26 protein-coding genes are annotated in these 26,860 nt (G+C 72.8%); 13 read left to right on the top strand and 13 right to left on the bottom strand.

The features are described 5' to 3' along the window. Positions 1–84 precede the first annotated feature (84 nt). From GD748_RS13790 to GD748_RS13780, 3 genes are all read left to right on the top strand, one after another. Positions 85–1,956, top strand: coding sequence for a GAF domain-containing sensor histidine kinase (locus tag GD748_RS13790; RefSeq protein ID WP_152195802.1), 1,872 nt, complete (start codon positions 85–87; stop codon positions 1,954–1,956). Positions 1,957–2,213: 257 nt separating this feature from the next. Then, a complete protein-coding gene (locus tag GD748_RS13785; protein WP_319593318.1) occupies positions 2,214–3,221 on the top strand; it encodes an ATP-binding cassette domain-containing protein in 1,008 nt (335 codons plus the stop codon). After that, entirely contained in the window at positions 3,218–4,045 is an 828-nt protein-coding gene (locus tag GD748_RS13780; protein WP_152195801.1) for an ABC transporter permease, read from the top strand. The genes GD748_RS13785 and GD748_RS13780 overlap by 4 nt, the downstream gene beginning before the upstream one ends. Positions 4,046–4,259: 214 nt before the next feature. On the opposite strand, the gene GD748_RS13775 is transcribed toward GD748_RS13780, so the two are convergent. The 8 genes from GD748_RS13775 to GD748_RS13740 form a co-directional block, all read right to left on the bottom strand. Continuing rightward, entirely contained in the window at positions 4,260–4,874 is a 615-nt protein-coding gene (locus tag GD748_RS13775; RefSeq protein ID WP_152196207.1) for a response regulator, read from the bottom strand. Between the two features lie 157 nt (positions 4,875–5,031). Further along, complete coding sequence (gene mutM / locus GD748_RS13770) at positions 5,032–6,066, bottom strand: bifunctional DNA-formamidopyrimidine glycosylase/DNA-(apurinic or apyrimidinic site) lyase (RefSeq protein WP_152195800.1); 1,035 nt, start codon at positions 6,064–6,066, stop codon at positions 5,032–5,034. Positions 6,067–6,069: 3 nt separating this feature from the next. Then, positions 6,070–6,921 (bottom strand): ribonuclease III, encoded by an 852-nt coding sequence (gene rnc / locus GD748_RS13765; RefSeq protein ID WP_152195799.1) that lies wholly within the window; start codon positions 6,919–6,921, stop codon positions 6,070–6,072. Positions 6,922–6,928: 7 nt separating this feature from the next. Then, positions 6,929–7,558 carry a YceD family protein gene (locus GD748_RS13760; protein ID WP_152195798.1) on the bottom strand — a complete coding sequence of 210 codons (630 nt, stop codon included), beginning with the start codon at positions 7,556–7,558 and terminating at the stop codon, positions 6,929–6,931. 466 nt (positions 7,559–8,024) lie between these two features. Next, positions 8,025–8,543: a hypothetical protein gene (locus GD748_RS13755; protein ID WP_152195797.1), complete on the bottom strand. Its 519-nt coding sequence runs from the start codon at positions 8,541–8,543 to the stop codon at positions 8,025–8,027. Further along, positions 8,540–9,037 carry a pantetheine-phosphate adenylyltransferase gene (gene coaD / locus GD748_RS13750; protein ID WP_152195796.1) on the bottom strand — a complete coding sequence of 166 codons (498 nt, stop codon included), beginning with the start codon at positions 9,035–9,037 and terminating at the stop codon, positions 8,540–8,542. Before coaD ends, GD748_RS13755 begins: the two co-directional genes overlap by 4 nt. A gap of 63 nt (positions 9,038–9,100) precedes the next feature. Continuing rightward, positions 9,101–9,712, bottom strand: a complete 612-nt coding sequence (gene rsmD / locus GD748_RS13745) for a 16S rRNA (guanine(966)-N(2))-methyltransferase RsmD (protein WP_152195795.1) — start codon at positions 9,710–9,712, stop codon at positions 9,101–9,103. Positions 9,713–9,780: 68 nt separating this feature from the next. After that, positions 9,781–10,215: a transferase gene (locus GD748_RS13740; RefSeq protein WP_152195794.1), complete on the bottom strand. Its 435-nt coding sequence runs from the start codon at positions 10,213–10,215 to the stop codon at positions 9,781–9,783. A gap of 237 nt (positions 10,216–10,452) precedes the next feature. On the opposite strand from GD748_RS13740, the gene GD748_RS13735 reads away from it, so the two are divergent. After that, the gene (locus GD748_RS13735; protein WP_152195793.1) at positions 10,453–11,436 is read left to right on the top strand and encodes an LLM class flavin-dependent oxidoreductase; all 984 of its coding nucleotides are present in this window, start codon (positions 10,453–10,455) and stop codon (positions 11,434–11,436) included. Here GD748_RS13735 and GD748_RS13730 read toward each other — a convergent pair. Beyond that, complete coding sequence (locus GD748_RS13730; RefSeq protein ID WP_152195792.1) at positions 11,397–13,016, bottom strand: DUF6297 family protein; 1,620 nt, start codon at positions 13,014–13,016, stop codon at positions 11,397–11,399. The two genes, GD748_RS13735 and GD748_RS13730, sit on opposite strands and share 40 nt — an antisense overlap. Next, positions 13,013–13,732: an ABC transporter ATP-binding protein gene (locus tag GD748_RS13725; RefSeq protein ID WP_152195791.1), complete on the bottom strand. Its 720-nt coding sequence runs from the start codon at positions 13,730–13,732 to the stop codon at positions 13,013–13,015. Before GD748_RS13725 ends, GD748_RS13730 begins: the two co-directional genes overlap by 4 nt. Before the next feature lie 411 nt (positions 13,733–14,143). On the opposite strand from GD748_RS13725, the gene ectA reads away from it, so the two are divergent. The 4 genes from ectA to thpD all read left to right on the top strand — a co-directional run bounded on the left by ectA (position 14,144) and on the right by thpD (position 17,858). Next, complete coding sequence (gene ectA / locus GD748_RS13720) at positions 14,144–14,686, top strand: diaminobutyrate acetyltransferase (RefSeq protein ID WP_152195790.1); 543 nt, start codon at positions 14,144–14,146, stop codon at positions 14,684–14,686. Between the two features lie 126 nt (positions 14,687–14,812). Further along, positions 14,813–16,069: a diaminobutyrate--2-oxoglutarate transaminase gene (gene ectB, locus GD748_RS13715; protein ID WP_152195789.1), complete on the top strand. Its 1,257-nt coding sequence runs from the start codon at positions 14,813–14,815 to the stop codon at positions 16,067–16,069. A gap of 109 nt (positions 16,070–16,178) precedes the next feature. Continuing rightward, on the top strand, positions 16,179–16,571 hold the full coding sequence (locus GD748_RS13710; protein WP_152195788.1) for an ectoine synthase: 393 nt from the start codon (positions 16,179–16,181) through the stop codon (positions 16,569–16,571). Between the two features lie 381 nt (positions 16,572–16,952). Next, complete coding sequence (thpD, locus tag GD748_RS13700) at positions 16,953–17,858, top strand: ectoine hydroxylase (protein ID WP_226921379.1); 906 nt, start codon at positions 16,953–16,955, stop codon at positions 17,856–17,858. Positions 17,859–18,386: 528 nt separating this feature from the next. On the opposite strand, the gene GD748_RS13695 is transcribed toward thpD, so the two are convergent. Together GD748_RS13695 and GD748_RS13690 are read right to left on the bottom strand one after the other, a co-directional pair. Then, a complete protein-coding gene (locus GD748_RS13695; protein ID WP_152195786.1) occupies positions 18,387–20,669 on the bottom strand; it encodes an ATP-dependent DNA helicase RecG in 2,283 nt (760 codons plus the stop codon). Then, complete coding sequence (locus tag GD748_RS13690; RefSeq protein WP_152195785.1) at positions 20,666–22,261, bottom strand: DAK2 domain-containing protein; 1,596 nt, start codon at positions 22,259–22,261, stop codon at positions 20,666–20,668. The genes GD748_RS13695 and GD748_RS13690 overlap by 4 nt, the downstream gene beginning before the upstream one ends. A 261-nt stretch (positions 22,262–22,522) precedes the next feature. On the opposite strand from GD748_RS13690, the gene GD748_RS13685 reads away from it, so the two are divergent. The 4 genes from GD748_RS13685 to GD748_RS13670 all read left to right on the top strand — a co-directional run bounded on the left by GD748_RS13685 (position 22,523) and on the right by GD748_RS13670 (position 25,925). After that, a complete protein-coding gene (locus tag GD748_RS13685) occupies positions 22,523–23,104 on the top strand; it encodes an alternate-type signal peptide domain-containing protein (protein ID WP_152195784.1) in 582 nt (193 codons plus the stop codon). Positions 23,105–23,194: 90 nt separating this feature from the next. Further along, positions 23,195–25,003: a hypothetical protein gene (locus tag GD748_RS13680; RefSeq protein WP_152195783.1), complete on the top strand. Its 1,809-nt coding sequence runs from the start codon at positions 23,195–23,197 to the stop codon at positions 25,001–25,003. Then, positions 25,000–25,584, top strand: coding sequence for a signal peptidase I (locus GD748_RS13675; protein ID WP_152195782.1), 585 nt, complete (start codon positions 25,000–25,002; stop codon positions 25,582–25,584). The genes GD748_RS13680 and GD748_RS13675 overlap by 4 nt, the downstream gene beginning before the upstream one ends. Beyond that, positions 25,581–25,925 carry a hypothetical protein gene (locus GD748_RS13670; protein WP_152195781.1) on the top strand — a complete coding sequence of 115 codons (345 nt, stop codon included), beginning with the start codon at positions 25,581–25,583 and terminating at the stop codon, positions 25,923–25,925. Before GD748_RS13675 ends, GD748_RS13670 begins: the two co-directional genes overlap by 4 nt. A gap of 46 nt (positions 25,926–25,971) precedes the next feature. Here the strand turns inward: GD748_RS13670 and GD748_RS13665 are convergent, their stop codons facing one another. Next, positions 25,972–26,340: a VOC family protein gene (locus GD748_RS13665; RefSeq protein ID WP_152195780.1), complete on the bottom strand. Its 369-nt coding sequence runs from the start codon at positions 26,338–26,340 to the stop codon at positions 25,972–25,974. Between the two features lie 295 nt (positions 26,341–26,635). Here GD748_RS13665 and rpmB point away from each other — a divergent pair, with 295 nt between their 5' ends. Beyond that, positions 26,636–26,827 (top strand): 50S ribosomal protein L28, encoded by a 192-nt coding sequence (gene rpmB / locus GD748_RS13660; protein WP_098484684.1) that lies wholly within the window; start codon positions 26,636–26,638, stop codon positions 26,825–26,827. The last annotated feature ends 33 nt before the right edge of the window (positions 26,828–26,860 follow it).

Here is a 26,860-nt window from a genome sequence, read left to right as displayed (position 1 = left end):
GGCTACCGTGATCGGGCCGGGTGCGCGCGGGCCGCCTGGTCGTGCCGAGGCGCCGCCGGCCCCCGGAACAGGAGGAGTACGACGATGAGCACGGACGACGCGGGCAACCCCGGTGGCTGCCCGGTGCACCGAGCGTCGGACGGCAGGGATACCGCTGGCGACGACGGGGGCGCCGGCGGCCGTGGTGGGGCGTCGGCGGACGCGGCCCGGCCGCGTGCGACGGTGCTCGACTCCGACCCGCACGGCTACCGCCTGAGCCAGGCCATCGACGCCGCGGGCGCGGCCGACGAGCAGCACGTCGCGGGCGCCGACTTCTCGCTCTTCGGGGCGGCCCTGAACCTGGCGTCGCACCTCGACGTCACCGAGGCGCTGCGCAGCTTCGTCGACCGGGCCGCCCGCCTGACGGGGGCCCGCTACGCGGCGCTGGGCGTGCTGGACAGCCGCGGCGGGACGACGGCGTTCGTCCAGGTGGGGATGACCGAGGAGGAGCAGCGGGCCCTGAAGCACCCGCCCAGGGGTGGCGGCGTGCTCGGTGCGATCCCGGTCGACGGCCCGCTCCTCCTCGACGACCTGACCGAGCACCCCGACTTCGGCGGCTTCCCGCCCGGACATCCGCCGATGTACTCCTTCCTCGGCGTGCCTGTGCGCGTGCGCGAGCAGGTCTACGGCCGGCTGTACCTCTCGGAGAAGCCCGGTGGCTTCTCGGCGCAGGACGCCGAGGACATGATGTCGCTGGCCGAGGCGGCCGCCGTCGCCGTCGAGAACTCGCGCCTGTACAGCGAGGCCCGCAACCGCGAGCGCTGGATCTCCGTCAGCCAGGACATCACCACCACCCTGCTCGAGGGCACCGAGGAGGAGGAGGCCCTGGAGATGATCGCCGCGCGGCTGCGTGAGGTCTCCGAGGCCGACACGGCGCTGATCATCCTGCCCTCGGTCGGCGACGCCTGGGCCTGCGAGATCGCCGACGGGCACCACGCCCAGTCGTTGGTCGGGCTCGTCTTCCCGCCGGACGGTCGGGCGATGACGGTCCTCAAGGAGGGTGCCGGGCTCGTGGTGGACTCCCTCACCAGGCTGCGCACGCTCCGCCTGCCCGAGCTCGCGCAGTTCGGCCCCGCCCTCTACGCGCCCATGATGCTGCGCGGCGAGGGCCGCGGGGTGATCCTGCTCCTGCGGCGCATCGGCGGCAAGGAGTTCGACCGGGCAGACCTCGCCATGGCCGAGTCCGTCGCCGGGCAGGCCGCCCTCGCCCTGGAGCTGGCCAGCGCACGGCACGCCGAGGACGTCGCGTCGCTGCTGGACGAGCGGGCCCGCATCGGCCGCGACCTCCACGACCTCGCCATCCAGCAGCTCTTCGCCACCGGCATGCAGCTGGCCTCGGCCCAGGCCACCCTGACCGAGCGCGGCCACGACGAGCTGGCGCAGCTGGTCGAGGACTCGTTGAGCAGCGTCGACGAGTCGGTCAAGCAGATCCGCGCCATCGTGCACTCCCTCCGCGAGCCGGACGCCGCCGTCGTGCTGGTCGAGCGGCTACGCCGAGAGGCCTCCCTCGCCCGCACCGCGCTGGGCTACGCCCCCTCCCTCATCATCGACGTCGACGGCACGGTCATCACCGACGACGCCGAGCAGGCCTCGCTCACCACGCTCGTCGACGACCGGGTCGGCTCGGACATCGCAGACGACGTCGTCGCCGTCGTCCGCGAGGGCCTGTCCAACGCGGCCCGGCACGCCAAGGCCTCCTCCGTGCAGGTGCGGGTGAGCGTGCTCGGGTACGGGTTCACCGGTCGGGTGATCGTCGACGTCACCGACGACGGCGTGGGCGTGAACCCGGCGGTCTCGCGCCGATCCGGCCTGGGGAACCTGGCGGCCCGAGCCCGCCGGCACGGCGGAACGTTCTCGATGGGAGCGCCCGAGTCCGGCTCCGGGTCGCTGCTGAGCTGGCAGGTCCCGCTCACCTGAGGTGACCGCACCGGAAGAGGCGCTCGGGCGCTGATCCTGGCGCTCGCCGTCGTGCCGGCCCCTCGGCCACCTGCCCCGGGGGCAGCCACAGACCGGCCACGACACGTCCGGGTCGTCCGCCGTGGGCGATATGACCTCGCCCATACGCACGCCGGCCACGTAGCGTTTCCTCCCGTACCCCAACTGCCCCCGGCCGTCGCGCCGATCGGCTCGCGGACGACCACGACCGCTGCAACGACGAGCACCTGGAGAGAATCGTGACTGCTGAGCTGGCCATCGAGGCCACCGGCCTGGTCAAGCACTTCGGCGAGACCAAGGCGGTCGACGGCGTCGACCTGGCCGTTCCCGCCGGAACCGTGTACGGAGTTCTCGGCCCCAACGGCGCCGGCAAGACGACTGTGGTGCGCATGCTCGCCACGCTGCTTCGCCCCGACGCGGGCAGCGCGCGCGTGCTCGGGCACGACATCCTCACCGAGGCCGACGCCGTGCGGACGAACGTGGGCCTGACGGGGCAGTACGCCTCGGTCGACGAGGACCTCACCGGCACCGAGAACCTCACCGTGCTCGCGCGGCTGTACGGCTTCTCAGGGGCCGCCGCGCGGAAGCGGGCCGAGGACCTGCTCGCGGCATTCGACCTGAGCGAGGCCGCCGGGAAACAGGTCAAGAGCTACTCCGGCGGCATGCGACGACGTATCGACCTGGCCGCGTCTCTCGTGATGAGCCCGAAGGTGCTCTTTCTCGACGAGCCGACGACGGGGCTCGACCCACGCAGCCGCAACCAGGTGTGGGACATCGTCCGGCTGCTCGTGCGGGAGGGTGCGAGCGTGCTGCTGACGACCCAGTACCTGGACGAGGCGGACCAGCTCGCCGACCGCATCGCCGTGATCGACCACGGCAAGGTCATCGCCGAGGGCACCGCCTCCCAGCTCAAGGCCTCGGTCGGCTCGGGTGCCGTGAACCTGCGCGTGGCCGATCCGGCCCAGCGCGAGGAAGCCGCCCGGATCGTCGGCGAGGTCCTCGGCGGCTCGGTCACCCTCGGAGCCGAGTCGACCTCGTTGGACGCGCAGGTGCCGGAGGCGAACGAGCAGTCGGTCGCCCAGGTGCTGCCGGCCCTGCACGCCGCCGGCATCGCGGTGCCGGAGTTCAGCCTCGGCCAGCCCAGCCTGGACGAGGTATTCCTCGCTCTCACCGGGAAGGTGCCGGAGCCGGAGGAGACGACAGCGGGGCACGCCGAGCCGGCATACGCGACGGAGGAAGCACGATGAGGACCCTCGACATCGGCGAGAACACGGCGCTGCGCGAAGCGATCGCCGTCCCGGTCCGGCCGGAGCGCTCGTCACCGCTGAGCTCGACACTGACGTTCACCCACCGGGCGCTGCTGAAGATCAAGCACGTCCCCGAGCAGCTCATGGACGTCACGCTCAGCCCGATCATCTTCACCCTGATGTTCACGTACCTCTTCGGTGGGGCGATCGCGGGCGACACCCGCACCTACCTGCAGTTCCTGCTCCCGGGCATCCTGGTGCAGACGGTGCTGATCATCACGGTATACACCGGTTTCACCATCAACACGGACATCTCCAAGGGCGTCTTCGACCGGTTCCGGTCGCTGCCGATCTGGCGGCCCGCGCCGATCGTCGGGGCGCTCATCGGGGACTCGGTGCGCTACACCATCGCCTCGGCCATCACCCTGGGCCTGGGTCTCGCGCTCGGCTTCCGGCCCGAGGGCGGCGTGGTCGGCGTGATCGCGGCGGTGGCGCTGCTGCTGGTCTTCGCGTTCTCGCTGAGCTGGATCTTCATCATCCTCGGCCTGCTCATGCGCACGCCCAACGCGGTGATGGGCGTCTCGATGCTGGTGCTGATGCCGCTGACGTTCGCGTCCAACATCTTCGTCTCCCCCGAGACCATGCCGTCGGTACTGCGCGGTTGGGTCGAGATCAACCCGGTCTCGCACCTCGTGACAGCGGTACGGGGGCTGATGGGTGGCACGGCCTCGTTCGGCGACGTGGTCTGGGCGCTGGTCGTCTCGGCCGTGCTGACCGCGATCCTCGCGCCGATCGCCATGCGCATCTACCGCAACCGCAACTGAGGCACGGCCTTCGTCCGCGGTCCTCGGATCGGCTCAACCTGCGTGGCGGACCGACCAGCGGGTCAGTCGACTTCGCCGAAGGCCCGGGTGCCCAGGCCGGCACACACAGCGGAGGCCAGCGGGTGGCGGGCACGCAAGTCGGGCCGAGGCGTGCCGGATCAGGCGGCGCCTGCCGAGGCGTGCCGAGTCTGGGCAGCAGCTGGCGGTGCTCCGGTCAGGCGCGCCAGCCGGCGGCGCGCTGGCCGGCGACCCACGCCGCGACCTGTGTGCGCCGCTGCAGGCCCATCTTGCTCAGCAGCGACGTGATGTGGTTCTTCACGGTCTTCTCGGCGACCCCCAGACGCTCGCCGATCTCCCGGTTGGAGAGCCCGTCGCCGATGAGCTCGAGGACGCGGCGCTCGGACGGTGTGAGGTCCGCCGTCGGGTCCTCGTGGTCGGCGCGGCGACGGGTGACGGTCCGCTCGTCGAGCAGGGTGCGCCCGGCAGCCACGGCCTTGACGACGTCGGCGATCTCCGCGCCGCGCACCGTCTTGAGCAGGTACGCCTTTGCGCCGGCGTTCAGCGCCTGGGCGAGCGCATCGTCGTCGTCGAAGGACGTCAGCACGATCGGACGGGCGTCCGGCACCTTGTCACGCAGCGTCGCGATGATGTCGATACCCGTGCCGTCCGGGAGCTGGAGGTCCACGAGGAGCACCTCTGGACGCACGAGCTCGGCGCGCCGCACGGCTTCTGCGACCGAGCCGGCCTCGGCGACCACGGTCAGGCCGTCGGCCCGGTCGACGATCTCGGCGATGCCTCGCCGGACGACCTCGTGGTCGTCGATGATCATGACGCGAATGTCGCGCTGGTGCTGCGTTTCGTCGGTGTTCGGCACGGTCCTGAGACTACCCAAGATCGGGTGCCGTCCCGGTCTTCAGGCCGGTGACGGGGATCCTGCGGCGTGTCTGGCCCGGACGATTCGGACCTTCTGGACGCGTGCCAGCGGCTCAGGCGCGTACCGGCGGACGGCGCTGGCACCGCGGGCAGGAGAAGGAGCTGCGGTTCATGAACTCCTCGCGCCGCAGCGTCGCTCCGCAGCGCGGGCAGGGTCGACCGACCCGTCCGTATACCGCGAGCGAGCGGGCGAAGTAGCCGGCGGCGCCGTCGACATCGACGTAGAGGGCGTCGAAGGAGGTCCCGCCCGCCGCGAGCGCCTCGGTCATCACCTCGGTCGCGGCGTCGAACAGGTCCCGCAGCTGAGCCGGGCGCAGGAGATCCGTGCGCCGGGTGCCGTGCAGGCGGGCGCGCCACAGTGCCTCGTCGGCGTAGATGTTCCCGACGCCCGAGACCAGCGACTGGTCGAGCAGTGCCCGCTTGACCTCCGTGCGCCGAGCCCGCGTGCGACGGACCAGGTCCGCGCGGTCGAGCGCCGGGTCGAGCAGGTCGCGGGCGATGTGGGCGACCGGCTCGGGCAGCACCGCCGCGTCGCTGCCGTAACCTCCCGGGGCACCGTCGCCGGTCGGGACGGTGTCGACCGCCATCAGGTGACCGAACGTGCGCTGGTCGACGAACCAGAGCTCTCCGCCGTCGGTGAACGCGAGCCGCACACGCAGGTGCGCGGTGGTGGCCGGCACGTCGCGCACGAGGGTCGGGGGCAGCGTTGCCGTCAGGTCGAGATGCCGCTCCCCCGCCGGGGCCAGATGCTCTCCGACGGCGACTGTCTCGCTCTCGGCCCGCCGTGCTCCCTCAGGTTCCTGGACGAGCATCTGCCCGCTCATTCCCAGGTGGGCGAGGAGCGCCTCCGACGGCGGAGTCTGCGAGCGCCCGTCGTCGTCCTCGCCGACGGTCAGCCAGAGGTACTTGCCCCGCCGGACGGCAGCGGTGAAGGTGCGGCCGCGCAGCCGGGCGGCGAGCTCAGCAGCACCGCCCGGTTGCCGCCGCGTCGCTCGCGGGTGCCTGACCTCGACCTCGGCCACGGTCCGGCCGAGCACGCGACGGGCCAGCCCGGCGCGGACCGTCTCGACCTCGGGTAGCTCGGGCACGGCTCAGGCGCCGCCGGCTTCCGTGCCGCTCGGGCGGTCCGGGCCCGGTGCGGCGTCCGGGACGTCCGCTGTCGCCAGCTCGCCGGACACCGACCGGGCGGCGGCCGCCCCGACGTCGTCGATGCCCTGTGCCGCCAGCCGCTCGTAGGTGTCCTCGGCGGCGTTCTGCTCCGCGACCTTCTTCGAGCTGCCGACGCCGCGACCGTGCTCGACGCCGTCGAGGACGACGGCCGCCTCGAACGTGCGGGCGTGGTCGGGACCGGACCCGGTGACCACGTACGTGGGGCTGCCGAGGCCACGAGCCGCCGAGAGCTCCTGCAAGGACGTCTTCCAGTCCAGCGCCGCGCCCAGGCGGGCCGCCTGGGTCAGCAGCTGGCCGACCAGCCGCTCGACCACGGCCCGGGTGCGCTCGAGTCCGTGGCACAGGTAGATGGCGCCGATGAGTGCCTCGACGGTGTCGGAGAGGATCGAGTCCTTCTCCCGTCCGCCGGTGACGAGCTCACCGCGCCCGAGCAGGATGTAGGCGCCCAGGCCCAGCTCGCGCGCCACCTGCGCAAGCGCCTTCTGGCTCACCGTCGCGGCCCGCATCCGGGCGAGGTCGCCCTCGGGGACGCCCGGGTGTCCGCGGTAGAGGTGCTCGGTGACGATGATGCCGAGCACCGAGTCGCCGAGGAACTCCAGGCGCTCGTTGGTGGGGATGCCGCCGGCCTCGTGGGCGAACGACCGGTGCGTGAGTGCCAGCACCAGGAGCTCGGCGTCGACGGTGGTGCCCAGCGCCTCGGTGAGGGTCTCGACGTCGGTGCGGGCCGCCACCTCGGGCTCGAAGTCGGCGCGCGAGCGTTTCCGGCCGCTCATCGAGGAATCACCGATCGGCCGCGCTGCCGGGGCCGTTGCCGGTCCGGTCGCGGGTCTCGGGTGCACGGTCGTCGGCCTCGTCGTCCGCCTCGACCTCGGCGAGGAGCGAGCCGAGGGCGGACCAGCGCGGGTCCAGCTCCTCGTGGTGGTGGTCCGGACCGGCGTCGGCGAGGCGGACGCCGCACCGGTCGCACAGTCCCGGGCAGTCCGGGGTGCACAGCGGCTGGAACGGCAGGGCCAGCACGACGGCGTCACGCAGCGTCGGCTCGAGGTCCAGCTGCTCCCCCTCGAGCGTGGGCAGCTCCTCGGCCTCCTCGTCGCCCTCCTCGACCAGCGACTGCCGGGTCCCGGGGTAGTAGAAGAGCTCGGAGAGGGGCACCACCATCTCGTCGTCGATCTCGCGGAGACAACGGGCGCACTCCCCGTGGACCTGGGCACTCGCCTGACCGGTCACGAGCACACCGTCCATCACGGCCTCCAGGCGCACCTCGAGCGCGACGTCCGAGCCCTCCGGCACGTTGATGACCTCGGTGCCCAGGTGGGCGGGCGCGGGAACGGTGCGCTCCAGGGTGCGCATCGCCCCGGGGCGGCGGCCGAGCTCGTGGGTGCTCACCACGAGTGGCGATCGGGCGTCCATGACACTCCTTGCAGCAGCCGCGCGGCGCGCGGTCGGACGGATGGTGCGGCCCGGACGGGGGACCGGGGCGATGCGTACGGACGTGCGGACCAGCGATTGATGCTACCCATGCGACGGCCTCGGCGCGCCAGCGATAATGTCAGTACTGGCGCGCACAGGTTCGGCACCCGTTCGGCACGATGGCCCGGTGCAGACGGATCGACGACCGAGCTGGCGCGGCCGGGAGATCGCGTGGGGATCTGCCGGGGCGGGCCGGCGGTCGTCCTGTGCCACGGGACTCCGTGGTCGTCGACGCTCTGTGCGCCGACGACCCGCCGAGACAACCGGGCGTGGGCACGGCCGGTCGGATGTCGCAGCATCGGCGGACGACGCCGCCCTCGAACGCCCGTCCCGCGTGGCGCTACTGCAGCCGGTGCGCAGGGGCAGCGGGCTGGTCCCGGCCGGTGAGCCGGCGCCGCGGGGTGTCTCAGCCCTCGTCGTCGGCGGAGTCCCGCCCGGACCGCGCGGACAGCGCCTCGCGTCCGGCACGCACCTGCGTGGTGATGGCACCGAGGTCGATCTCGAACTGGGCGAGCTGGCGGTCGCAGTAGTCGTTGGCGTCCGCCGCGAGCTTGGCCGCCTTGGCCTCGGCGGCGGCGACGATCTGCTCCGCGCGCTCGTTGGCCAGCGTCACGACTGTCTCGCTCGCGACCAGCTCCTCGGCGCGGGCGCGCGCGTCCTCGACGACTTTGTCGGCCCGGTGGCGGGCACGCTCGAGCATGGCGTCGGCGTCCGCGACGATGTCGTCGGCCGTCTGGATCTCCTCCGGGACCACGGCGCGCGCGGCGTCGAGCAGGTCGAGGGCCTCCGCCCGGTTGACCAGCACGGAGGCGGACATGGGCATGGCCCGTGCCGCGGTGACGATGGAGGTCAGCTCGTCCAGGATCGAGATCAGCGAGTCTCCGTCGTGCGCGTGCTGCTGGTCGGGCTGGGTTGCGGTGGTCATCGGTCTTCTCCTGCGGGGCTCGGGACGGTCGACGCGCGGAGCGCGTCGGCGACGGCGGAGGGGACGAGGTCGTCGACGGGTCCGCCGTGGCGGGCGACGTCCTTGACCAGGGAGGAGGCCACGTGGGCCAGGGTCGGGTCGCCCATCACGAAGACGGTCTCGATCCCGCTGAGGTGACGGTTCATCAAGGCCATGGCGTGCTCGGAGTCGAAGTCGGCGGCGCCGCGCAGGCCCTTGACGATGGCGGCTGCACCGACCTCGGCGCAGTACGTCGCCAGGAGCCCGGGAACCAGGTCCACCCGGACGCCGTCGATCCCGGTGAGGGCGGCGCGGGCGAGACCGACGCGCTCCTCGGCGTCGAAGCGGTACTTCTTGGCGGGGTTGTGGGCCACCGCGACGACCACCTCGTCGAACATCGACCGCGCGCGGCGCACAACGTCCACGTGCCCCAGGGTGATGGGGTCGAAGGATCCTGGGCAGACCGCCAGACTCATCGGCGCTCCCTCGGTGCATGGCCCATGGCTGTCACGGTAGCCGCCGGAGCCCCGCAGATGGCGTTACGACACCGTCGGCTCGGCGAACCACACGACCGTGTCGCCGTAGCCGCGCCGGTCCACGGCCGCCAGCCCCTCCGGCCACGTGGGTTCCGGCGTGCGCCTCGACCGCTCGACGACGACGACGGCGGCCCGGTCGAGCCAGGGCGCGGGGCCGGGCACGGCCGGCTCGGCAGCGTCCTCGCTCCCCCGGGCGGCCAGCAGCGCCAGGACGGCGGCGAGGCCTTCCTCGGCGACGTCGTACGGAGGGTCGAGCAGCACGAGGTGCGCCGGGGCTGCGTGCCGGCCGGGTGCACCGGCGAGGTAGGTCTCGACCCGCGCGGTCACCACGTCGACGCCGCCGAGCCCGAGACTCGCGGCGTTGCGCCGGCACAGCGCCGCCGCGGCCTTCGCCTGCTCGACGAGGGTCACGTGCTCGGCACCGCGGGAGGCCGCCTCGAGACCGAGCGCCCCGGAGCCCGCGTAGAGGTCGAGCACCCGCGCACCGTCGATGACGTCGAGGTGCTCGAGGCGTGAGAAGAGTGCTTCACGCACCCGTTCCGACGTGGGGCGCGTGCCGGTGCGCGGCACCTGGAGGGTGCGTCCCCCGGCGGTGCCGGCCACGATCCTGGTCACCGGAAGAGCCTACGCACACGGTGCGGGCACCGTAGTGGTGCCCGCACCGGACATGGCGTGACGGACCGCTACGCGGCGACGCCCACGTCGTTCGAGCCGCGGCGACCGGGCAGCTCGCCGATGACGGCCTCCTGGGCCACGACCTGGTCGGCCTCGATCCGCACGCCGCTGCCGATCCGGGCGTGGGCGCCGACCTTCGCGCGGGGTCCCAGGGACGCGCCACGGCCGAGCACGGCCCCGCGGCCGAGGTGTGCGCCGCTACCGACGGTCGCACCCGTCCCGACCAGGGCGTGCCGGTCGACCCAGCCGCCGGCCTCGATGCGGGCCCCACCGTGCACGACGGCGCCCGGGTCGACGTAGGCGGACGCGTCCACGTAGGCCGTGGGGTCCACCTGAGCGGTCGTCTCGACCAGACCGTTGCCGTTCGGGTGCCGGTGGTAGCGCACGACGTCCCCGTGGTCGTCGTCCTCGAACTCGATGTACTTCCTGCGCGTCTGGCGCATGGGTGTCCCCCTCTCCTGGTGCGAATCCGAATCGCACGAACATCTGTATCAACGCGTGAGGCGTTTGCCGTGTTCCAGGCTGACACAGGCATTCGCGGAGCCGGCCGTGAGATTGGTCGCAGCCCGTGATCGCTCGCGCCGAGCGGCCAGGAGCCGTTGGCGGCGCCGAGCGCCGGGGACGTACGGTGACGACGGCGCAGCACGCCCGGTGCAGGGCGCCATCTTCCGGAGGTAGTCATGACCGTCCCCGTGTCCGTCCTCGATCTCGCCACCGTCCGCGACGGTGACGTGCGGGAGTCCTTCGACGCCTCCGTGGCGCTCGCCCAGGACGCCGAGCGGTGGGGGTACCGGCGCTACTGGTTCGCCGAGCACCACAACATGCCGACGATCGCCTCCTCGGCCACGGCCGTCCTCATCGGCCACATCGCCGGCCACACCTCCACCATCCGGGTCGGCGCCGGCGGGATCATGCTGCCCAACCACTCCCCGCTCGTGATCGCGGAGCAGTTCGGCACCCTGGAGACGCTCTACCCGGGACGCATCGACCTCGGGCTCGGCCGCGCGCCCGGCGGGGACATGCACATGCTCCAGGCGCTGCGCCGCCACCCGAGCGACTCCGAGCGCTTCCCGCAGGACGTCGTCGAGCTGCAGGCGCTCCTCGGCCCCGCGGACCCGGACCACGTGGTGCGCGCCACGCCGGGCACGGGCACCCAGGTACCGCTGATCATCCTTGGCTCGTCGCTCTTCGGCGCGAAGCTCGCCGCCGCGCTCGGGCTGCCGTACTCCTTCGCCTCGCACTTCGCCCCCAACGCGCTGGTCGACGCCGTCCGGGCGTACCGCACCGAGTACCAGCCGTCCGAGCGGCACCCGGAGCCGCATGTCATCGCGGCCATGAACGTCTTCGCCGCCGACACCGACGCCGCGGCCCACGAGCTCTACACCGCCGCCCTGCGTGCCAACGCCGGCCGGCTGACCCGTCGCGGTCTGCCGCTGCCGGACCGGGACGCCGACGCGATCCTCGCCTCTCCCGCCGGGGACCAGATCCGCAACATGACCCGCTACTCCGCCGTCGGGTCGCCCGCGACGCTGCGCGAGCAGGTGGAGAAGTTCGTCGCGCACGCCGACGCGGACGAGGTCATCGTGGCGTCGAGCACCCCGAGCGCCGACACGCGCCACCGTTCCTACGAGCTGCTCGCCGAGGCGCTCGAGCTGGCCGGCTGAGACCCGGCAGGCCCGTCCCCGGCACGTCGGGACCTGGTCGACCCGGCCCTGGGCGCAGGTGACTCCGGCCGCGCGACGATCACGAGCGAGACAGCGGTCAGCGCGGCCTGGACCCCGAGCAGCACGGGCGTCACCGTGCCGAGGACGACGGCGATCACCAGCGGGAGGGTCCCCAGCGCCACGACGTCGGGCCCCTTGCGGAACACCGTGCCCATGCCGGGCGGGATCGCGCCCATGGGGGTGTGCACGAGCGGCCCCGAGAAGTCGGGCAGCGGCCGGTATGCGGCCCGCACGGCCGCGGCCGCCCACACCGGAGCCGTCAGCGCACCGAGGGCCAGCCACCCGCCGACCTCACCGGAGCGCCAGCCGACGACGGCGAAGACCCCCAGCGACCACACGACGAGCACGGCGGTCGGGGCCACCAGGCGCAGCCGCCGGACCTGCCGCTGACCGAGCGGCAGCAACGCATCGAGGACCGGTGCGACGTGGGCGCGCCGGGCGCCGTCGGCCGTGGCGAGCGCAGCGACGTAGGCGCCGACCACCAGCAGCACCACGGTCACCACCGGGACCGGCTGCGGCACCGTCAGCGCGAGCGCGGGCAGGCACCCGGCCGCGAGCAACTGGACGAGGTGGCGGCGGCTGCGTGCCAGGAGCATCGCGTCGGCGGCGACGAGCGCGACGTGGGGAGCCCAGCGGCGCGGCACCCGGCCGAGCCACCGGAGGTCGGACGAGCGCGGACGCGCGGCCCGCTGGGTGGCCTCGGTCAGGGCGCGCCCGAGTGCGCGGGTGTCCAGCGAGAGCACCGCCCCGAGCGCCTCTCCGGCGACGGCGCCGCGCTCACGCAGGCTGGTGCCGTGCAGCCGGCCGAGCCCGCGGTCGAGCACGACGGCGAGCAGCGAGGCGAGCAGCACGGCCACCACCGCGGCCGGCAGCACGGTTGTCGGCAGCGCCGGGGCCGCCGGCGCGGCGGCCGCGAGGACGATCCCGAGCACGGGTACGGCGGCGACGGCGACGTCTGCCCCGATCCGCACGCGACGGTGCCACCGCAGAGAGGCCTGGCTGAGTCCCGCGATGACGACGCCGGCAGCCGCGAGCGCGGCGCCGAGAACCACCGCGGCGACCGTCTCCCCCGCCCGCGTACCAGGCTCAAGGACGAGCACCACACCCGCGGCGACGGCGCCGCCGGGCACCGTGGCGAGCGCCGGCCACCGTACGGCGACCGGCCGCAGCAGGGTGCACCGGTCGGTCGGCAACGTCAGCCACCACCGTGCCTCCGGCGGTGCCAGCGCGACCGGTCCGATCCGCGCCGCCAGGGCGACGACGCCCGCCAGGACCGCGACGCCGGCGAGCACGGCCAACCAGCCAGGTGCGAGCACGAACCCGCCCCCGACCGCCGGCGCCTCGGCCAGGCCGGCGCCGAGCGACGCCGTCACCGACAGCACCATCGCGGTGTACATCGCGACGATCATGGCCGCGATGTAGACGTCGGACAGCACCTCGCCGAGGCCGGCACGCGACCGCAGGTTGGTGCGGCGGCGGGTCCACCGGCGCACGGCGCGCCCGGTGGGCAGCGGGCTCACAGGGCGTCGATGGCGGCCGCCCCGGCCGCCGGGTCCAGCGGTTGCACCTGGTCCTCGCCGATGAGCAGCACCGCGGTGGCTGCACCGGCGACGACGGCGGGATCGTGCGTTGCCAGCAGGACGGCGCCGCCGGCCTCCCGCTCCTCCACGAGCCGCTCGGTCAGGTGGTTGCGCATGCCGGCGTCGAGGCGCTGCTCCGGCTCGTCGAGCACGAGCAGCGACCGGGGCCTGGCCAGTGCGGCCGCGAGCAGCAGCCGCCGACGCTGCCCCGACGACAGCGCGGAGGGCAGTGCGTCGGCACGGGAGACGAGGCCGAACTCCTCGACCAGCTCCTCGACCACCTCGCCCGGGGCGGGCACGCCGTGGCCGTAGCAGGTGAGCAGAAGATGCTCACGCACGGTCAGGGCCGGGAAGAACGCGTCGTCACCGAGGTCCTGCGCGACGGTGGAGCGCACCTGGGCCGAGCGCTCGTCGGGCGGGGCGCCGAGCAGCTCCAGCCGTCCGCCGAGCGGCTCGAGCTGCCCGACGACGGTGCGCAGCAGGGTGGACTTGCCGGTGCCGTTGGCGCCGATCACGGCGAGAACCTCGCCGGCGTGCACGGTCAGGTCGACCGGTGCGCACACGGGCAGGTCGTACCCGACCCGGAGCTCCCGGGCGCGCACGAGCGCGTCGGTGTCGGGCGTCGGTCGGGTCCCGGGACGGGCGGGTACGGGCATCGGTTGTGACCCTATGCCGGTTCGGGCGCAGCGCCGCCGGTTCGGGCGCAGCGCCGCCGGTTCGTGCGCGGCACGTCGGCTCGTCCGGGCGACCCTGGCTCGTCCGGGTAGGCCGGTCCATCGGGGCACGGCGGCGTCCGGGCACACCGGCTCATCCCGGCACACCAGCGCATCCCGGCACACCGGCCCGTCCGCGGCATGCCGGTTCGTCCGTAGTACGCCGACACTCGCACGTCTCACGATACGGACGCGATTTCGGTCCGCGAAGTCGACGGATGCGCACCACGACCTTCCGCTGACCTGGCACCGATAACTGTCGGCGGGACCCCCGGGAGGCGGAGCGTCCGTGGGCGCGGGAAACGGTAGAAGCGGTTTCGGACGACGTCGGATCTCGTTATGGTGGCGTGCCGTATGCCGGTCACAACGGAAATACCCCGAGCCCACCCGATCAACGACGTTCGTATTCAGCGTCCTTCCACCGCCGACGGCGGGGAGATGTGGCGGATCGCCTGGCGATCCACCTCTTTGGACCTGAATTCTTCGTACGCCTACCTGCTGTACTGCCGGGATTTCCCGGACACCTGCCGGCTGGCCTACGCCAACGGCGAGCCCGCCGGATTCCTCCTGGGCTACCGCCGTCCGGAGAACCCCGAGACCCTCTTCGTCTGGCAGGTCGCCGTGGACGAGAGCGCACGCGGCAGGCAGCTCGCCAGCCGCATGCTCGACGACCTCGTGCAGGACCTGGCCGCCTCCGACGTGCCGGTCCGCCACGTCGAGACGACCATCACCGAGGACAACACCGCCTCCCAGCAGCTCTTCCGCAGCTTCGCGCGGCGCTGGGGCGACGCCGACGTCGAGACCGCCGAGCTGTTCAGCGCGGCCCACTTCCCCGACGACCACGCCGGCGAAGTCCTCTACTCGATCGGTCCGATCGACCTCCCGTCCCCAAACTGACACCCGCACGCCGAGAGCGTGCACCCACGCCCGCAGGGCAGGTCCTTGGCGCGCCCTGCGGGCGTCCCCGCTGCGCCACCCCGCCGCACCCCGGCGGGGAAGATCCATGTGAAGGGAAATCCCCAGATGACCACGCTGACCGATCTCGAGTCAGAGGTCCGTAGCTATTCCCGCTCCTGGCCCACGGTGTTCGACCGTGCGGTCGGCTCCACGATGTACGACCACGACGGCAAGGCCTATCTCGACTTCTTCGCCGGTGCCGGCGCCCTCAACTACGGCCACAACAACGCGGTCCTGAAGAATGTGCTTCTCGACTACCTCCGCGACGACCGCGTGGTGCACTCGCTGGACATGTTCACCACGGCGCGCGAGGAGTTCCTGAGGACCTTCTCCTCGCACATCCTCCAGCCGCGCGACCTCGACTACAAGGTCGTGTTCCCGGGGCCGGGCGGGGCCAACGCCGTCGAGGCCGCGCTGAAGCTCGCCCGGAAGGTCACCGGCCGCGAGTCGGTCGTCAACTTCACCAACGCCTTCCACGGCATGACCCTCGGCGCGCTGTCGGTGACCGGCAACGCCATGAAGCGCGGTGGCGCGGGCATCCCCCTCGTGCACGCCACCCCGATGCCCTACGACGACTACTTCGACGGCGACGTCCCGGACTTCCTCTACCTCGAGCGCCTGCTCGAGGACGCCGGCGGCGGCCTGAACGAGCCCGCAGCGGTGATCGTGGAGTCCGTCCAGGGCGAGGGCGGGATCAACACCGCCCGGGCCGAGTGGCTGCGTGGCCTGTCCGCGCTGTGCAAGAAGCACGGCATCCTGCTGATCCTCGACGACATCCAGATGGGCTGCGGCCGTACCGGGGGCTTCTTCAGCTTCGAGGAGGCCGGCATCGTCCCGGACATCGTCTGCCTGTCCAAGTCGATCAGCGGCTACGGCCTGCCGATGGCGCTGACGCTCGTGAAGCCCGAGCTCGACATCTGGGAGCCCGGCGAGCACAACGGCACCTTCCGCGGGTTCAACCCGGCGTTCGTGACGGCGACCGAGGCGATCCGCACCTACTGGTCCGACGACGCCCTCGAGCGCTCGACCGTCACCAAGGGCCTTGCCATCGAGGCCCGGTTCAACGCGCTGGTGGCGCGCTACCCCGAGCACCACCTGGTCGCCAAGGGACGCGGCCTCGCCCGTGGACTCGAGATGCCCTCGGGTGAGATCGCCGGGCAGGTCACCGCCGAGGCCTTCGAGCGTGGGCTGCTGGTCGAGACCTCGGGTCCCGACGACGAGGTGATCAAGCTGCTGCCCGCGCTGACGATCACCGACTCCGAGCTCGACCGCGGTCTGTCGATCATCGAGAAGGCCGTCGCCGCCGTCCTGACCCGTTCCTGACCCGGCACGGACACGGCACGGCGCGGCACCGGTCCGCGCCTCCGTAGCCCGGAGCCTGCACCCCGCCCCACCCCTACACCCACACCCCCGACGAGGAGACACCCACCACATGATCGTGCGCAGCATCGACGAGATCACCGACACCGATGCGGACATCAAGACCGAGAACTGGCGCTCCAAGCGGATCGTCCTGGCCAAGGAGGGCGTGGGCTTCTCGGTCCACGAGACCACCCTCTACGCCGGCACCGTGAACGAGTTCTGGTACGCCAACCACATCGAGGCGGTGTTCGTCGTGGAGGGCGAGGGAACCATCACCGACGTCGCCACCGGCGAGGTGCACGAGCTCGCGCCGGGCTCGCTCTACCTGCTCGACAAGCATGACAAGCACGAGGTGCGTCCCCGCACCCAGATGCGCACCGTGTGCGTCTTCAACCCGCCGGTGACCGGCCGTGAGGTGCACGACGAGAACGGCGTGTACCCCCTCATCACCGAGGCCTCCTGACCCGCCCCTGCCCGGGCCGCCCCTCCGGCGGCCCGGGCATCGCCGTACCCGGGCACCGCAGACCCGACAGCACCTCGGCGGCCCAGCAGATGCCGATGCCGATGCCGATGCGGATGCGGATGCCGATGCGGATGCCGATGGATCCTCTCCGGTCCAGAGACGACGACCCCCGGCCGTGGGCGACCGCGGCCGTGACGCGACCGCAAGCCGCAAGCCGCAAGGCCACCGCAGGCCGCAAAGCCACCGCAGGCCGCTAGGCGACCCCCGGCCACGAGTCAACCCCGGCCGCGAGGGACTGCCGCCGTGGGGCGACCGCCGGCCACGGGACGCTGCCGCTGCGGAGCACAGACCGACCGATGAACGACTAGCAGAAGGAGAACAGTGACGACCACCGATCAAGCACAGCGACGGCAGGACCTGTACCCCACCCGCGAGGCCGCCGCAGGTGGCCCGACGGCGCGCGAGCACCCCACCGTGTGGGGGGCGCCGTCCGACGGCCCGTTCGGCGCCGAGGAACTCGCGGCGCACGAGCTGCGCGGCTTCACCATCCTGGAGGACTTCGTCTCGGACGAGGAGGTCGCAACCTTCAGCGACGAGCTCACCCGGCTCGCCGGTGACGAGACCCTCCGCGCCGACGAACGCGTCGTGACCGAGGCCGCGTCCGGCGAGGTGCGCTCGATCTTCGAGGTCCAGCGCTTCTCCGCGGTCATCGACGCGCTCACCCGCGACCCGAGGGTCTTGGGCCGCGCCCGCCAGCTCCTCGGCTCGGACGTCTACCTGCACCAGACGCGGGTGAACTACATGCCGGGCTTCAAGGGCACCGGCTTCTACTGGCACTCGGACTTCGAGACCTGGCACGCCGAGGACGGTATGGCGCTCCCGCGGGCAGTGAGCTGCTCGATCGCCCTGACGGAGAACTACCCGTTCAACGGCGGCCTGATGGTCATGCCGGGCTCGCACCGCACGTTCGTGCCGGGTATCGGGGCGACGCCGGAGGACAACTACCGGTCCTCGCTCAAGGCGCAGGAGATCGGCGTGCCCACGGAGGAAGCCGTCACCGGGCTCGCACACACCCACGGCATCGACCAGTTCACCGGCCCGGCCGGCTCGGCTCTGTGGTTCGACTCGAACATCATGCACGGCTCCGGGAACAACATCACGCCGTTCCCGCGCTCGAACATCTTCCTGGTGTTCAACAGCGTCGAGAACGCTCTCGATGAGCCCTACGGTGCGGCAGCGCCGCGCCCCGGCTACATCGCCAACCGGGACACCACCCCGCTGGCCTGAGAGCCGGGCGTCCGGCACCGCCGACTGGCACGAACCGGTCGCCGACCGTGACACCAGACGGCGCAGAACGTGTCATTCGGCGACGCGAGTCCACCGAGTGACACCTCCTGGTCGTCGGATCAGGCGCCAGACGGCGCAGAACGTGTCGCTCGGCGCGCGGCACCACCGAGTGGCACCTTCTGGTCGTCGAATCTGGCGTGGGACGGTGCAGAACGTGTCGCTCGGCGCGCGTGGCGCCGAGCGGTACGAACCGGTCGCTCCGCTGGTACGACGAGGCCCGGGTGCGCGTCGCGCACACCCGGGCCTTGTCGTGTGTCGGGCCCGGCCAGGCCCGCTGTTGCGTGGCGCGCCCGGCCAGATCCGCCGTTGCGTGGCACGCCCGGCCAGATCCGCCGTTGTGTGTCACGCCCGGTCAGGTCCGCCGTTGACCGTCGCGCCCCGGTCAGGCCCGCCGTTGTGTGTCACGCCCGGTCAGGTCCGCCGTTGACCGTCGCGCCCCGGTCAGGCCCGCCGTTGTGTCGCGCCCGGTCAGGTGCGCTCGAGGTAGGCGGCGGCGTCCTCGTCGATCGACTCGGCGACCATCTGGGCGAGCCCCGGCTCGGTGGTCAGCTCCGGGTCGCGCGCCACTAGGTCGCGGGCCGCGCTGCGTGCGGCCTCGATGATCGGTGCGTCAGTGAGGACCCGCAGCAGTCGCAGGGAGCTGGAGCGTCCGGACTGCGACGCCCCGAGGACGTCACCCTCACGGCGCAGCCTCAGGTCTGTCTCGGCCAGCTCGAAGCCGTCGGTCGTGGCGGCGAACGCCAGGAGACGCTCGCCCGTCGGCGTCGCCGGGTCGGCGGCCGTGACCGCGAGGCAGAGGCCCGGCCTCGTGCCCCGGCCGATCCGACCGCGCAGCTGGTGCAGCTGGGAGAGGCCGAACCGGTCTGCGTCGAGGATGACCATGACGGTCGCCTCGGGGACGTCGACACCGACCTCGATCACGGTGGTCGACACCAGCACCGGAGTGCGGCCGGACGCGAAATCCGCCATGGCTGCGTCCTTGGCCTCCGTGGGCAGCTGACCGTGCATCTGGCCGATCGCGACTCCGTCGAGCGCGGGGGTCTCACGCAGCAGGGCGCTCACCTCCTCGACGGAGGCCAACGGCCGCCGAGGTGCGCGCTCGTCCTCGAGGCCGAACAGCTCTGCGGTGACGTCGTCGGAGAAACCGTCCTCGGCGGCTCCGGCGTCCTCTCCCGCCGTGATGCGCGGGCACACGACGTACGCACGGCCGCCCGAGTCGATCTCCTCCCGAACCCGTTCCCACGTCCGCCCCACCCAGTGCGGCTTGTTGGCCGGGACGATCGTGGTCGTGATCCCGGCCCGTCCGGCCGGCAGCTCGCGCAGGGTGGAGGTCTCCAGGTCCCCGAAGCTCGTCATCGCCACCGTGCGCGGGATCGGGGTGGCGGTCATGACGAGCAGGTGGGGGGTCGTCCGGCCCTTCGCGCGCAGGGCGTCGCGCTGCTCGACGCCGAAGCGGTGCTGCTCGTCCACCACCACCAGGCCGAGGTCGGGGATCTGGACGATCTCGCTGAGCAGGGCGTGGGTTCCGATGACGATCCCCGCCGCCCCCGAGGCGGCCAGGGCGAGGGCCTTGCGCCGGGCCGCGGCGCTCATGGAGCCGGTCAGCAGGACGACGCGGGTCGCGTGCTCGGCCCCGCCGAGCATGCCTGCCTCGGCGAGCGGGCCGAGCAGATCGGTGATGGAGCGGTAGTGCTGCTGGGCGAGCACCTCGGTCGGCGCGAGCAGCGCGGCCTGGCCCCCGGCGTCCACCACCTGGAGCATGCCGCGCACCGCCACGACCGTCTTGCCGGACCCGACCTCGCCCTGCAGCAGCCGCATCATCGGCACGGAGGTGGCGAGCTCACGCTCGAGGACGGCAGCCACCTCCTGCTGACCGGCGGTCAGCTCGAAGGGCAGCCGTGCGTCGAAGGCGTCCCGGACGCCCCCGGCACGGGGCGGCCGGGCGGTGGTGGCCTCTGCGAGGCTGACCGCCCGACGCTGCGCGAGCGCGGTCTGCAGCACGAACGCCTCCTCGTGCCGGAACCGCTTGTGGGCGCCGCGCCAGTCCTCGGGGCTGTGCGGCTCGTGCACACGGCGCAGCGCGGTGAGGACGTCGGGGAGCCTGTGCTCCTTGCGGTACGCCGCCGGCAGCGCCTCGGGCACGTCACTGGCCTCGATCGTGGCCATCAGGGTCTGGACGGCCTTGCCGATGCGCCAGCTCGCGATCGCCGAGGACGCGGGGTAGATCGGGATCGGCCAGTCCACCTTCTGCACGGCCTCGAACTCGTCGTCGAGGTCGTCGAAGGTGTCGTAGTCCGGATGGGTGAGCTGTCGGGCCCCGCGGTACAGGCTGACGGTCCCGGTGAACATCCCCGTAGCACCGGGCCGGAGGCGGCGCTCGTGGTACTCCAGGCTGCCGCGGTGCTTGCCGAAGAAGGTCAGCGTGAGCTCCTCGGTGCCGTCGGTGATGCGCACCGTGAGGATCGCGCCGCTGCGGTTCCGCATGGCTCGCAGGTCGTTGCCGGCCACCCGGGCGATCACCGTGACGTGCTCGCCCGTGCGCAGCTCGGCCAGGGCGGTCAGCCGGCCGCGGTCGCCGTAGCGGCGCGGGTAGTGGCGCAGCAGGTCCTCGACGGTGCGCAGCCCCAGCTTGCCCAGCGCCTTCCCGGTCTTCGGGCCCAGCTCCTTCTCCAGGCTCTGGTCGAGCCGTCCCTTCCCGATGTTGGCGAACGCGGGGTCGTGGCGGGTTCCCCGTGCGATCTGCTCGTTCATTCCACCCCCAGCAGCAGCGCGGGGACCTGCTGGCCGCCCGCGACGACCACGACGTCGATCTCGCGGCCGGCCCGGGCGGCCGCCGCGTGCACCACCGCCCCCACGGACGGCTCGGCGCCGTCCCCCACGAGTGCGGTGAGGAGCTCGCCCCCGTCGCTGAGCAACGACTCGACGGCGGAGCGCACCGGCTCCTCCGCCGTCGTGGTCAGGGCGCGGGTCCGCGTCCGGGAGACGACGCCGTCGACCAGTGCTTGGGGGTCGCCGTCGACCAGTGCCTGAAAGTCGCCGTCGGCAAGTGCCTGCGGGTCGCCGTCGGCCAGTACGCGCGGGTCGCCGTCGTCGCGACCGTGCAGCTCCAGGGCCGCCGCCAGGACCTGCAGGTCGTCGGTGGTGCCGGCGACCCGGATGCGCCGCGGCCGGAGCGTGCCCGTGTGCCCGTCCTCGGCCACATCGCGCGCCGCCCGGGCGGACTCCGCGTCGCACGGGAGGACGAGAACGTCCTCGCGCCCCGTGTCGGTCGCGGCACGCAGCAGCCCTGCAGGCTCCGACCCCGGGTCCAGGACCACGACCGCACCGGCCGCCGCGAGCGGGGCCAGGAGCCCTGGGGCCCGCGTGCAGGCGACAACCCCGCAGCCGGTCGGTGACGACGTCGGCAGGACCTGGCGGACGCAGACCTGCTCCCGCTCCTCCGGCCCGGCGAGCGCGTCGGCCGGGGCGTCGGTGTGGACGTGGACCTGCCAGAGCCCGGCACCGTCGCCATGCCCCACCACGGCCACCGAGTGCCCGACCCGCTCCAGCGCCGCACGCAGCGTCCGGGCACGCCCGGCGTCACCGCGGAGCACGTACATCACCTCGAAGGCGCCGGCGCCGAGGTCTGCCGGGGCACCGTCGCCCGTCCTCGGCCCGGTCCGCGCCCCCGGGCGGTCGACGCTGTGAAGCAGCTCGGTGAAGCGGCTCGCCCGCATCGTCCCCGTGGTCCCCTCACCCGTGACGACGTCGAGCAGCGCGGTCAGGAGGACCACGAACCCCGCCGCGCCGGCGTCCACGCCCTCGCCGACCCGTCCGCTCGTACGGGCGAGCGCATCCCGGGCCGCCCGGGCGGCGCTGCGGGTGACAGCGCTCAGCGAGGCCTCTCGAGCGGCGGCGTCGAGGGCGCCGTCGGCGGCGGCACGCGCCACGGTGAGGATCGTGCCCTCCACCGGATGGCCGACGGCGGAGCGGGCGTCGGTCGCCGCGGCGTCGAGCGCACGGGCGAGGTCGTGCGGCCCGGCGACCGTCGTGCGGGCGAGCGTGACGGCGAGCGCACGCAGGCACTGGCCGACGATGACGCCGGAGTTCCCGCGGGCGCCCAGCAGGGCCCCGTCCGCCGCCGCCGCAGTCAACGCGGCCAGGTCGGCGCGTGGGTCCAGCCGGCCGACGGCGTCGGCCGCGCCGGCCAGGGTGAGCACCAGGTTGGTGCCGGTGTCCGAGTCCGGCACGGGGAAGTCGTTGAGCCCGTCCACCTCGGTGCGGACGAGCAGCAGCGAGCGCAGGGCGTGCTCGAACCACCGACGCACCGCAGGCGCGTCCAGCTCGGCAAGCTCGGTAGCCACGCGGCCAGGCTATCCGTCACCACCCACGGCTCCGGGCGCGCCTGTGGTCGGGCCGGCGCGAGCCTGTGGGCCGTCAGCCCTGAGACCGCCGTCACGGGTCTTGAGCGAACCCCGAGGTCCGAGGGGATCGAGTGACGCACCCCACGCCTTTCGCCGACGATCTTGAGGTGACGTGAAGGTGGATTTCGGACTGCCTTGAGGTGAAACGGCGAGAGTTGCGGGTGTTGGCACATAACCCTCTGATCCCGAAGGAACACCACCATGACCACCTCACACACCGCCACCAGGTCGTCCAGCTCGAAGTTCGGAAAGGCGCTTCTCGTCGCCGGCGCGGGCGTCGCCCTGCTCGCGGGCGGCGCCACGACGTTCGCGAACTGGTACGACGAGACGTCCGTCGGTCGTGGCGAGATCAGCACCGGCGAGCTCAGGCTCAACAACGGCAACGGCGTGTGGTCCAACGCGAACGGGCCCCTGGCCTCGCTCGACGGCTACCACGTCATCCCCGGTGAGACCCTCACCTACCGAGAGACCGTCACCGTCGAGGCCTCCGGAGATCTGCTCGACGCGCGACTGACCACGTCCTTCGACGCCGGCCAGGTCTTCAGCGGTGGTGACGCGGACCTGGCGGCCGCGCTGCTGAGCGCCTCGTCCTTCTCGGTCAACGACGCCGAGCTGGCGGACTTCTCCGCCCCGATCGCTGACAGCACCGCACCGCAAACCTTCGCCATCGAGCTCGACGTGACCTTCCCCGCCGACATCAGCGGCCAGGCCCTGCAGAACGTGGCGACGACCCTCTCGGACGTCCACGTCGAGGTTCGCCAGGGCGCCGTCCAGAACGGCTGACCCAACGCCCTCCCCGGAGTCAGGGGACCTCGGGGAGGGACACGCCGCACCAGCAGCACCGATCTACCAGCAGGAAGGGACCGACCAGACATGACGACTCGAAAGCTGCTCCGCGCGGGCGTCGTGACCGTCGCGACCCTCCTCGGGCTCGCCCTGCTCGCTAGCCCCACCACCAGCTACGCGGACTGGTACGACGTCGCCACCGTCGAGGGGACGACCATGAGCACCGGCACCCTCGCCCTGGCGAAGGGCACGCCGACCGTAGCGGTCGCCGGCACGCGCAGCGCGACCACGAGCGGCCTGAGCGCAGGCGACCGGATCACCTTCACCGCACCGGTGCGGATCCATGCGGTCGGCGACCTCCTCACGGCGAGCCTCACCCTCGATGCCTCGGCGGCATTCCCGTCGTTGCAGGTGGGCCAGCCGTCGGTCCGCGACAGTCGCGGGAACGCACTGCCCGCGACCGGGCGGAACACCTGGGAGGTCACCCAGGCCCTTGACGGCGAGACGCTCACGGCGACGATCGTCGCCACCGTTCCCGCTACGGCCAGGCCGGGCGCCGCCTACGGCGCCGGGGAGCTCCGGTGGCACCTTGCTCAAGACGGTCTCGGGGGCAGCGGCTGGCGCTCCGTCGTCACCCACCCGACCCCGATCGTCACAGTGGGGCCGAAGCTCGACCTGAAGGTCACCCCGGGCGCGACCTCCGCCGTCGTCGAGAACACCACGGCCGAACCGCTGACCTGGCGGGTCGCCGGCGTTCGGGTGCTCGCCGAACGGGGCGACCACTCGGCTCTCGACGGCACGACCGTCACCTACCGGGTCCTCCCCACCGTCAACGCCACGTGCCCGGCAGGCAGCCTCGCGTGGTCGGCGACCGTCGACGGCAGCGACGACGTCGTGGTGCCTGCCGGGGCCGACCGCGCCTTCGCCGCCGGGGCCTCGGCGAAGATCTGCATCGAGACAGAGGTGGGGTCGTCCATCTGGCGGTTGGCCGGGCAGACGGTGACCGTGGTGACCGAGCTGGCGGCCACGCAGGGCATGCAGACCGTCAGCAAGACCTGGACCACCACGTACCGAGTCAGCAGCTGGTGGTGGCTGGTGTGGTGGCTCGAGCCGGTCGACTCCGCGGCGACCACCCTTGCCCCGGACCAGTCCGCCGCCCCGAAGGCTCGAGCGTCCACCCCCCTGGCGGCGCCGGAGGTCATTCCCGCGCCGCAGGCCACGGTGGCACCGGTTGCCCCCGCACCGTCGCCGGCGCCCTCGCCGGATGCCGACGGCCAGCAGGACACCGCACCGGACGTCGAGCAGTCCACTGACGAGCAGCCCGCCAGCGACAGGCCCGCCGACGAGGAGCCCACCCACGAGCAGCCCGTCGACCGGCAGCCCGCACTCGAGCAGCCGGCCCACCCGCAGCCCAGTAGCGACGGACCCAGGGACGAGCAGGCCACCCACGAGCAGCCCGCACCCGAGCAGCCGGCCGGGCAGCAGCCCGGTAGCGGCGGATCCATCGACGAGCAGGCCTCCAACCAGCCGCCCGCCGACGAGCCACCCGTCGACGAGCAGTCCACCCACGAGCGCTCCGCCGATGCCGGAGCGACCGCGACCCTCCTCCCGGACGGCGTCGTCGAGATCGCGTGGGACCGCGCCGATGTGGACGACGCTGCCACCTGGCAGGTCCTCGGGCTCGACGAGACCGGTGCGGCCGCGCCCCTGACCGACCTGCTCCCCGCCACCAACCGCACCACCCGCCTCGCCGTCGCGGTCCCGGCAGGCGACCGCCTGACCGTGCGCATCCATCTCACCGGCACCGACGAGCTCGTACGGGTGGACGTAGTACGCCTCGACGGCGGCGACCGCACGCGCGACGAGCCGACCGGCACCGCGGGAGCCACGTCATGACCGTTGTCCGCATGGTCGTCCGGGCAGTCCTCGGGCTGGTCCTGGCCGCGATCGTCCTGCTCGCCCTCGGCATTGTCGTCCTCCCCCGGGTCCTCGGCTGGGCCCCGGTGACGATCCTGACCGGTTCGATGGAGCCCGCGATCCCCACCGGCAGCCAGGTCGTCCTCGAGCTGGTGGAGGGCGACGAGGACGCCTCTGAGCTCCGGGTGGGCGACGTCATCACGTACCTGCCGTACCCGGACGACCCCACCCTGGTGACGCACCGCATCGTCGGGATCACCCAGGGCCCCGAAGGTCACGTCTTCACCACCCGGGGCGACGCGAACGACGTCGCCGACCCGTGGGAGATCACCGTCGAGCAGGTCCGCGGCCACGTCCGCTACCACCTCCCCTACGCCGGGTACCTCGCGAACGCCTTGGACGGCGACCAGAAGTCGGCCGGCATCACCGCCGGCGCCGTCGCCCTGTTCGGCTATGCCGCCTACCTCGTCGTCTCCGGCATCCGCCTCCGCCGCCAGGAGGTCGCCGGCCGGGCGCGCCGCGAGGTCGAACGAGCGACCGCAGAGCGGGCGGACCCGTGAGCCGGCTCCGGCCCGAGGCGCTCAGCGCGCTGCGCGCCGACGTCGGCGAGGACCACGCACGCGGGTTCGTCGTGTGCTTCCTGGCCACCCTCGAGTCCCGCGTCGGACGGCTGTCGGGCGCGGTCGACGCCTGCGACACCGGCGAGGCGTACGTCGCCGCCCTGTCCCTGCACGCCTCCGCCGTCATGGTCGGTGCCACCGATCTGGCGGAGACGTTACGTTGCACACTCGCACCGCTGCGCCGCGGAGACCTCGTGCCGGCCCGGGCTGTCCTGGGCGACCTGCCGGCGTGCGTGCGTGCCACGTCCGGCGCGCTGACGAAGGCCGTCGAGGTCGCCTGACCGCACGGTCAGGACGGGTCGCCGGCGGACAACGAGCCCGTGTCGCTCACTCGACGAAGAGGCAGAACGGGTGCCCTTCCGGGTCGAGCATGACCCGCACGTGCTCCTGCGGCTGGAACGACGCGAGCCTTGCCCCCAGCGCCACAGCCCGCGCCACGGCGGTCTCGAGGTCGTCGACGTGGATGTCGAGGTGGAGCTGCATCTGCTCCCGTCCGTCCTCGGCCGGCCAGGTCGGCGCGACGTGCAGCTGCTCCCGCTGGAACGACAGCCCGGCACCACCGGCGGGGTCCCGCTGCATCACCCAGCCGTCCTCGTCGGTGCTGACCGGCCAGTCGAGCAGATCGCGGTAGAAGTGCGCCAGGCCACGGGGGTCGCGGGCGTCGAGGACTGTCGCACTGAGGGAGAGCTGGGGCATCGGAGGCCTCCGGTCGTCGTTGTCGCGGCGACCCCATTCTCGGCACCACGCGGACCCGCCGCACGACGACACCCACCGGCTGCCCGGGGTTGTCCGGACCGGCGCCCGACCCCCTACGCTGTGGGCGACGCCACTGGAGACGGCAGTCCTCTCGTTTGAGGGCCGGGGTCTTTCTCGGGTACTCTTTCCAGGTTGCCCGTCCCGGGCAGGCACCTGCCTGCGTCCTCGCGGGCTCACCAGAACCCTCGCACCGTCGACCCGGCTGTGCGTCAGCGAGAAGATCAGGAGAACGACCGTGGCTGCCACCTGCGACGTCTGCGGCAAGCGCCCGAGCTTCGGCAAGAGCGTCTCGCACTCCCACGTGCGGACCAGCCGCCGTTGGAACCCGAACATCCAGCGCGTGCGTGCCCTCGTCAACGGCGCCCCCAAGCGCGTGAACGTCTGCACCTCGTGCCTCAAGGCCGACAAGGTCACCCGCGCCGTCTGACGCACCCGCGGCGTCGCCGCGCACCGCAAGGGC

The sequence above is a fragment of the Georgenia subflava genome (assembly GCF_009193155.1).
In the GTDB taxonomy this organism is placed as follows: domain Bacteria; phylum Actinomycetota; class Actinomycetes; order Actinomycetales; family Actinomycetaceae; genus Georgenia; species Georgenia subflava.
The sequence above is the reverse complement of the archived record's forward strand: the minus strand, read 5'-3'. Positions and strand labels throughout refer to the sequence as shown.

Excerpts from the sequence above, each read along its gene's own strand:
- GD748_RS13680 (WP_152195783.1), top strand. The coding sequence starts at position 23,195 with ATGACGACTCGAAAGCTGCTCCGCGCGGGCGTCGTGACCGTCGCGACC.
- GD748_RS13695 (WP_152195786.1), bottom strand. The coding sequence starts at position 20,669 with ATGAACGAGCAGATCGCACGGGGAACCCGCCACGACCCCGCGTTCGCC.
- GD748_RS13775 (WP_152196207.1), bottom strand. The coding sequence starts at position 4,874 with ATGATCATCGACGACCACGAGGTCGTCCGGCGAGGCATCGCCGAGATC.
- ectA (WP_152195790.1), top strand. The coding sequence starts at position 14,144 with ATGCCGGTCACAACGGAAATACCCCGAGCCCACCCGATCAACGACGTT.
- GD748_RS13735 (WP_152195793.1), top strand. The coding sequence starts at position 10,453 with ATGACCGTCCCCGTGTCCGTCCTCGATCTCGCCACCGTCCGCGACGGT.
- coaD (WP_152195796.1), bottom strand. The coding sequence starts at position 9,037 with ATGAGTCTGGCGGTCTGCCCAGGATCCTTCGACCCCATCACCCTGGGG.
- GD748_RS13725 (WP_152195791.1), bottom strand. The coding sequence starts at position 13,732 with ATGCCCGTACCCGCCCGTCCCGGGACCCGACCGACGCCCGACACCGAC.
- GD748_RS13780 (WP_152195801.1), top strand. The coding sequence starts at position 3,218 with ATGAGGACCCTCGACATCGGCGAGAACACGGCGCTGCGCGAAGCGATC.
- GD748_RS13790 (WP_152195802.1), top strand. The coding sequence starts at position 85 with ATGAGCACGGACGACGCGGGCAACCCCGGTGGCTGCCCGGTGCACCGA.
- GD748_RS13710 (WP_152195788.1), top strand. The coding sequence starts at position 16,179 with ATGATCGTGCGCAGCATCGACGAGATCACCGACACCGATGCGGACATC.
- GD748_RS13760 (WP_152195798.1), bottom strand. The coding sequence starts at position 7,558 with ATGGACGCCCGATCGCCACTCGTGGTGAGCACCCACGAGCTCGGCCGC.
- GD748_RS13755 (WP_152195797.1), bottom strand. The coding sequence starts at position 8,543 with ATGACCACCGCAACCCAGCCCGACCAGCAGCACGCGCACGACGGAGAC.
- GD748_RS13675 (WP_152195782.1), top strand. The coding sequence starts at position 25,000 with ATGACCGTTGTCCGCATGGTCGTCCGGGCAGTCCTCGGGCTGGTCCTG.
- rnc (WP_152195799.1), bottom strand. The coding sequence starts at position 6,921 with ATGAGCGGCCGGAAACGCTCGCGCGCCGACTTCGAGCCCGAGGTGGCG.
- GD748_RS13740 (WP_152195794.1), bottom strand. The coding sequence starts at position 10,215 with ATGCGCCAGACGCGCAGGAAGTACATCGAGTTCGAGGACGACGACCAC.
- ectB (WP_152195789.1), top strand. The coding sequence starts at position 14,813 with ATGACCACGCTGACCGATCTCGAGTCAGAGGTCCGTAGCTATTCCCGC.
- GD748_RS13685 (WP_152195784.1), top strand. The coding sequence starts at position 22,523 with ATGACCACCTCACACACCGCCACCAGGTCGTCCAGCTCGAAGTTCGGA.
- GD748_RS13665 (WP_152195780.1), bottom strand. The coding sequence starts at position 26,340 with ATGCCCCAGCTCTCCCTCAGTGCGACAGTCCTCGACGCCCGCGACCCC.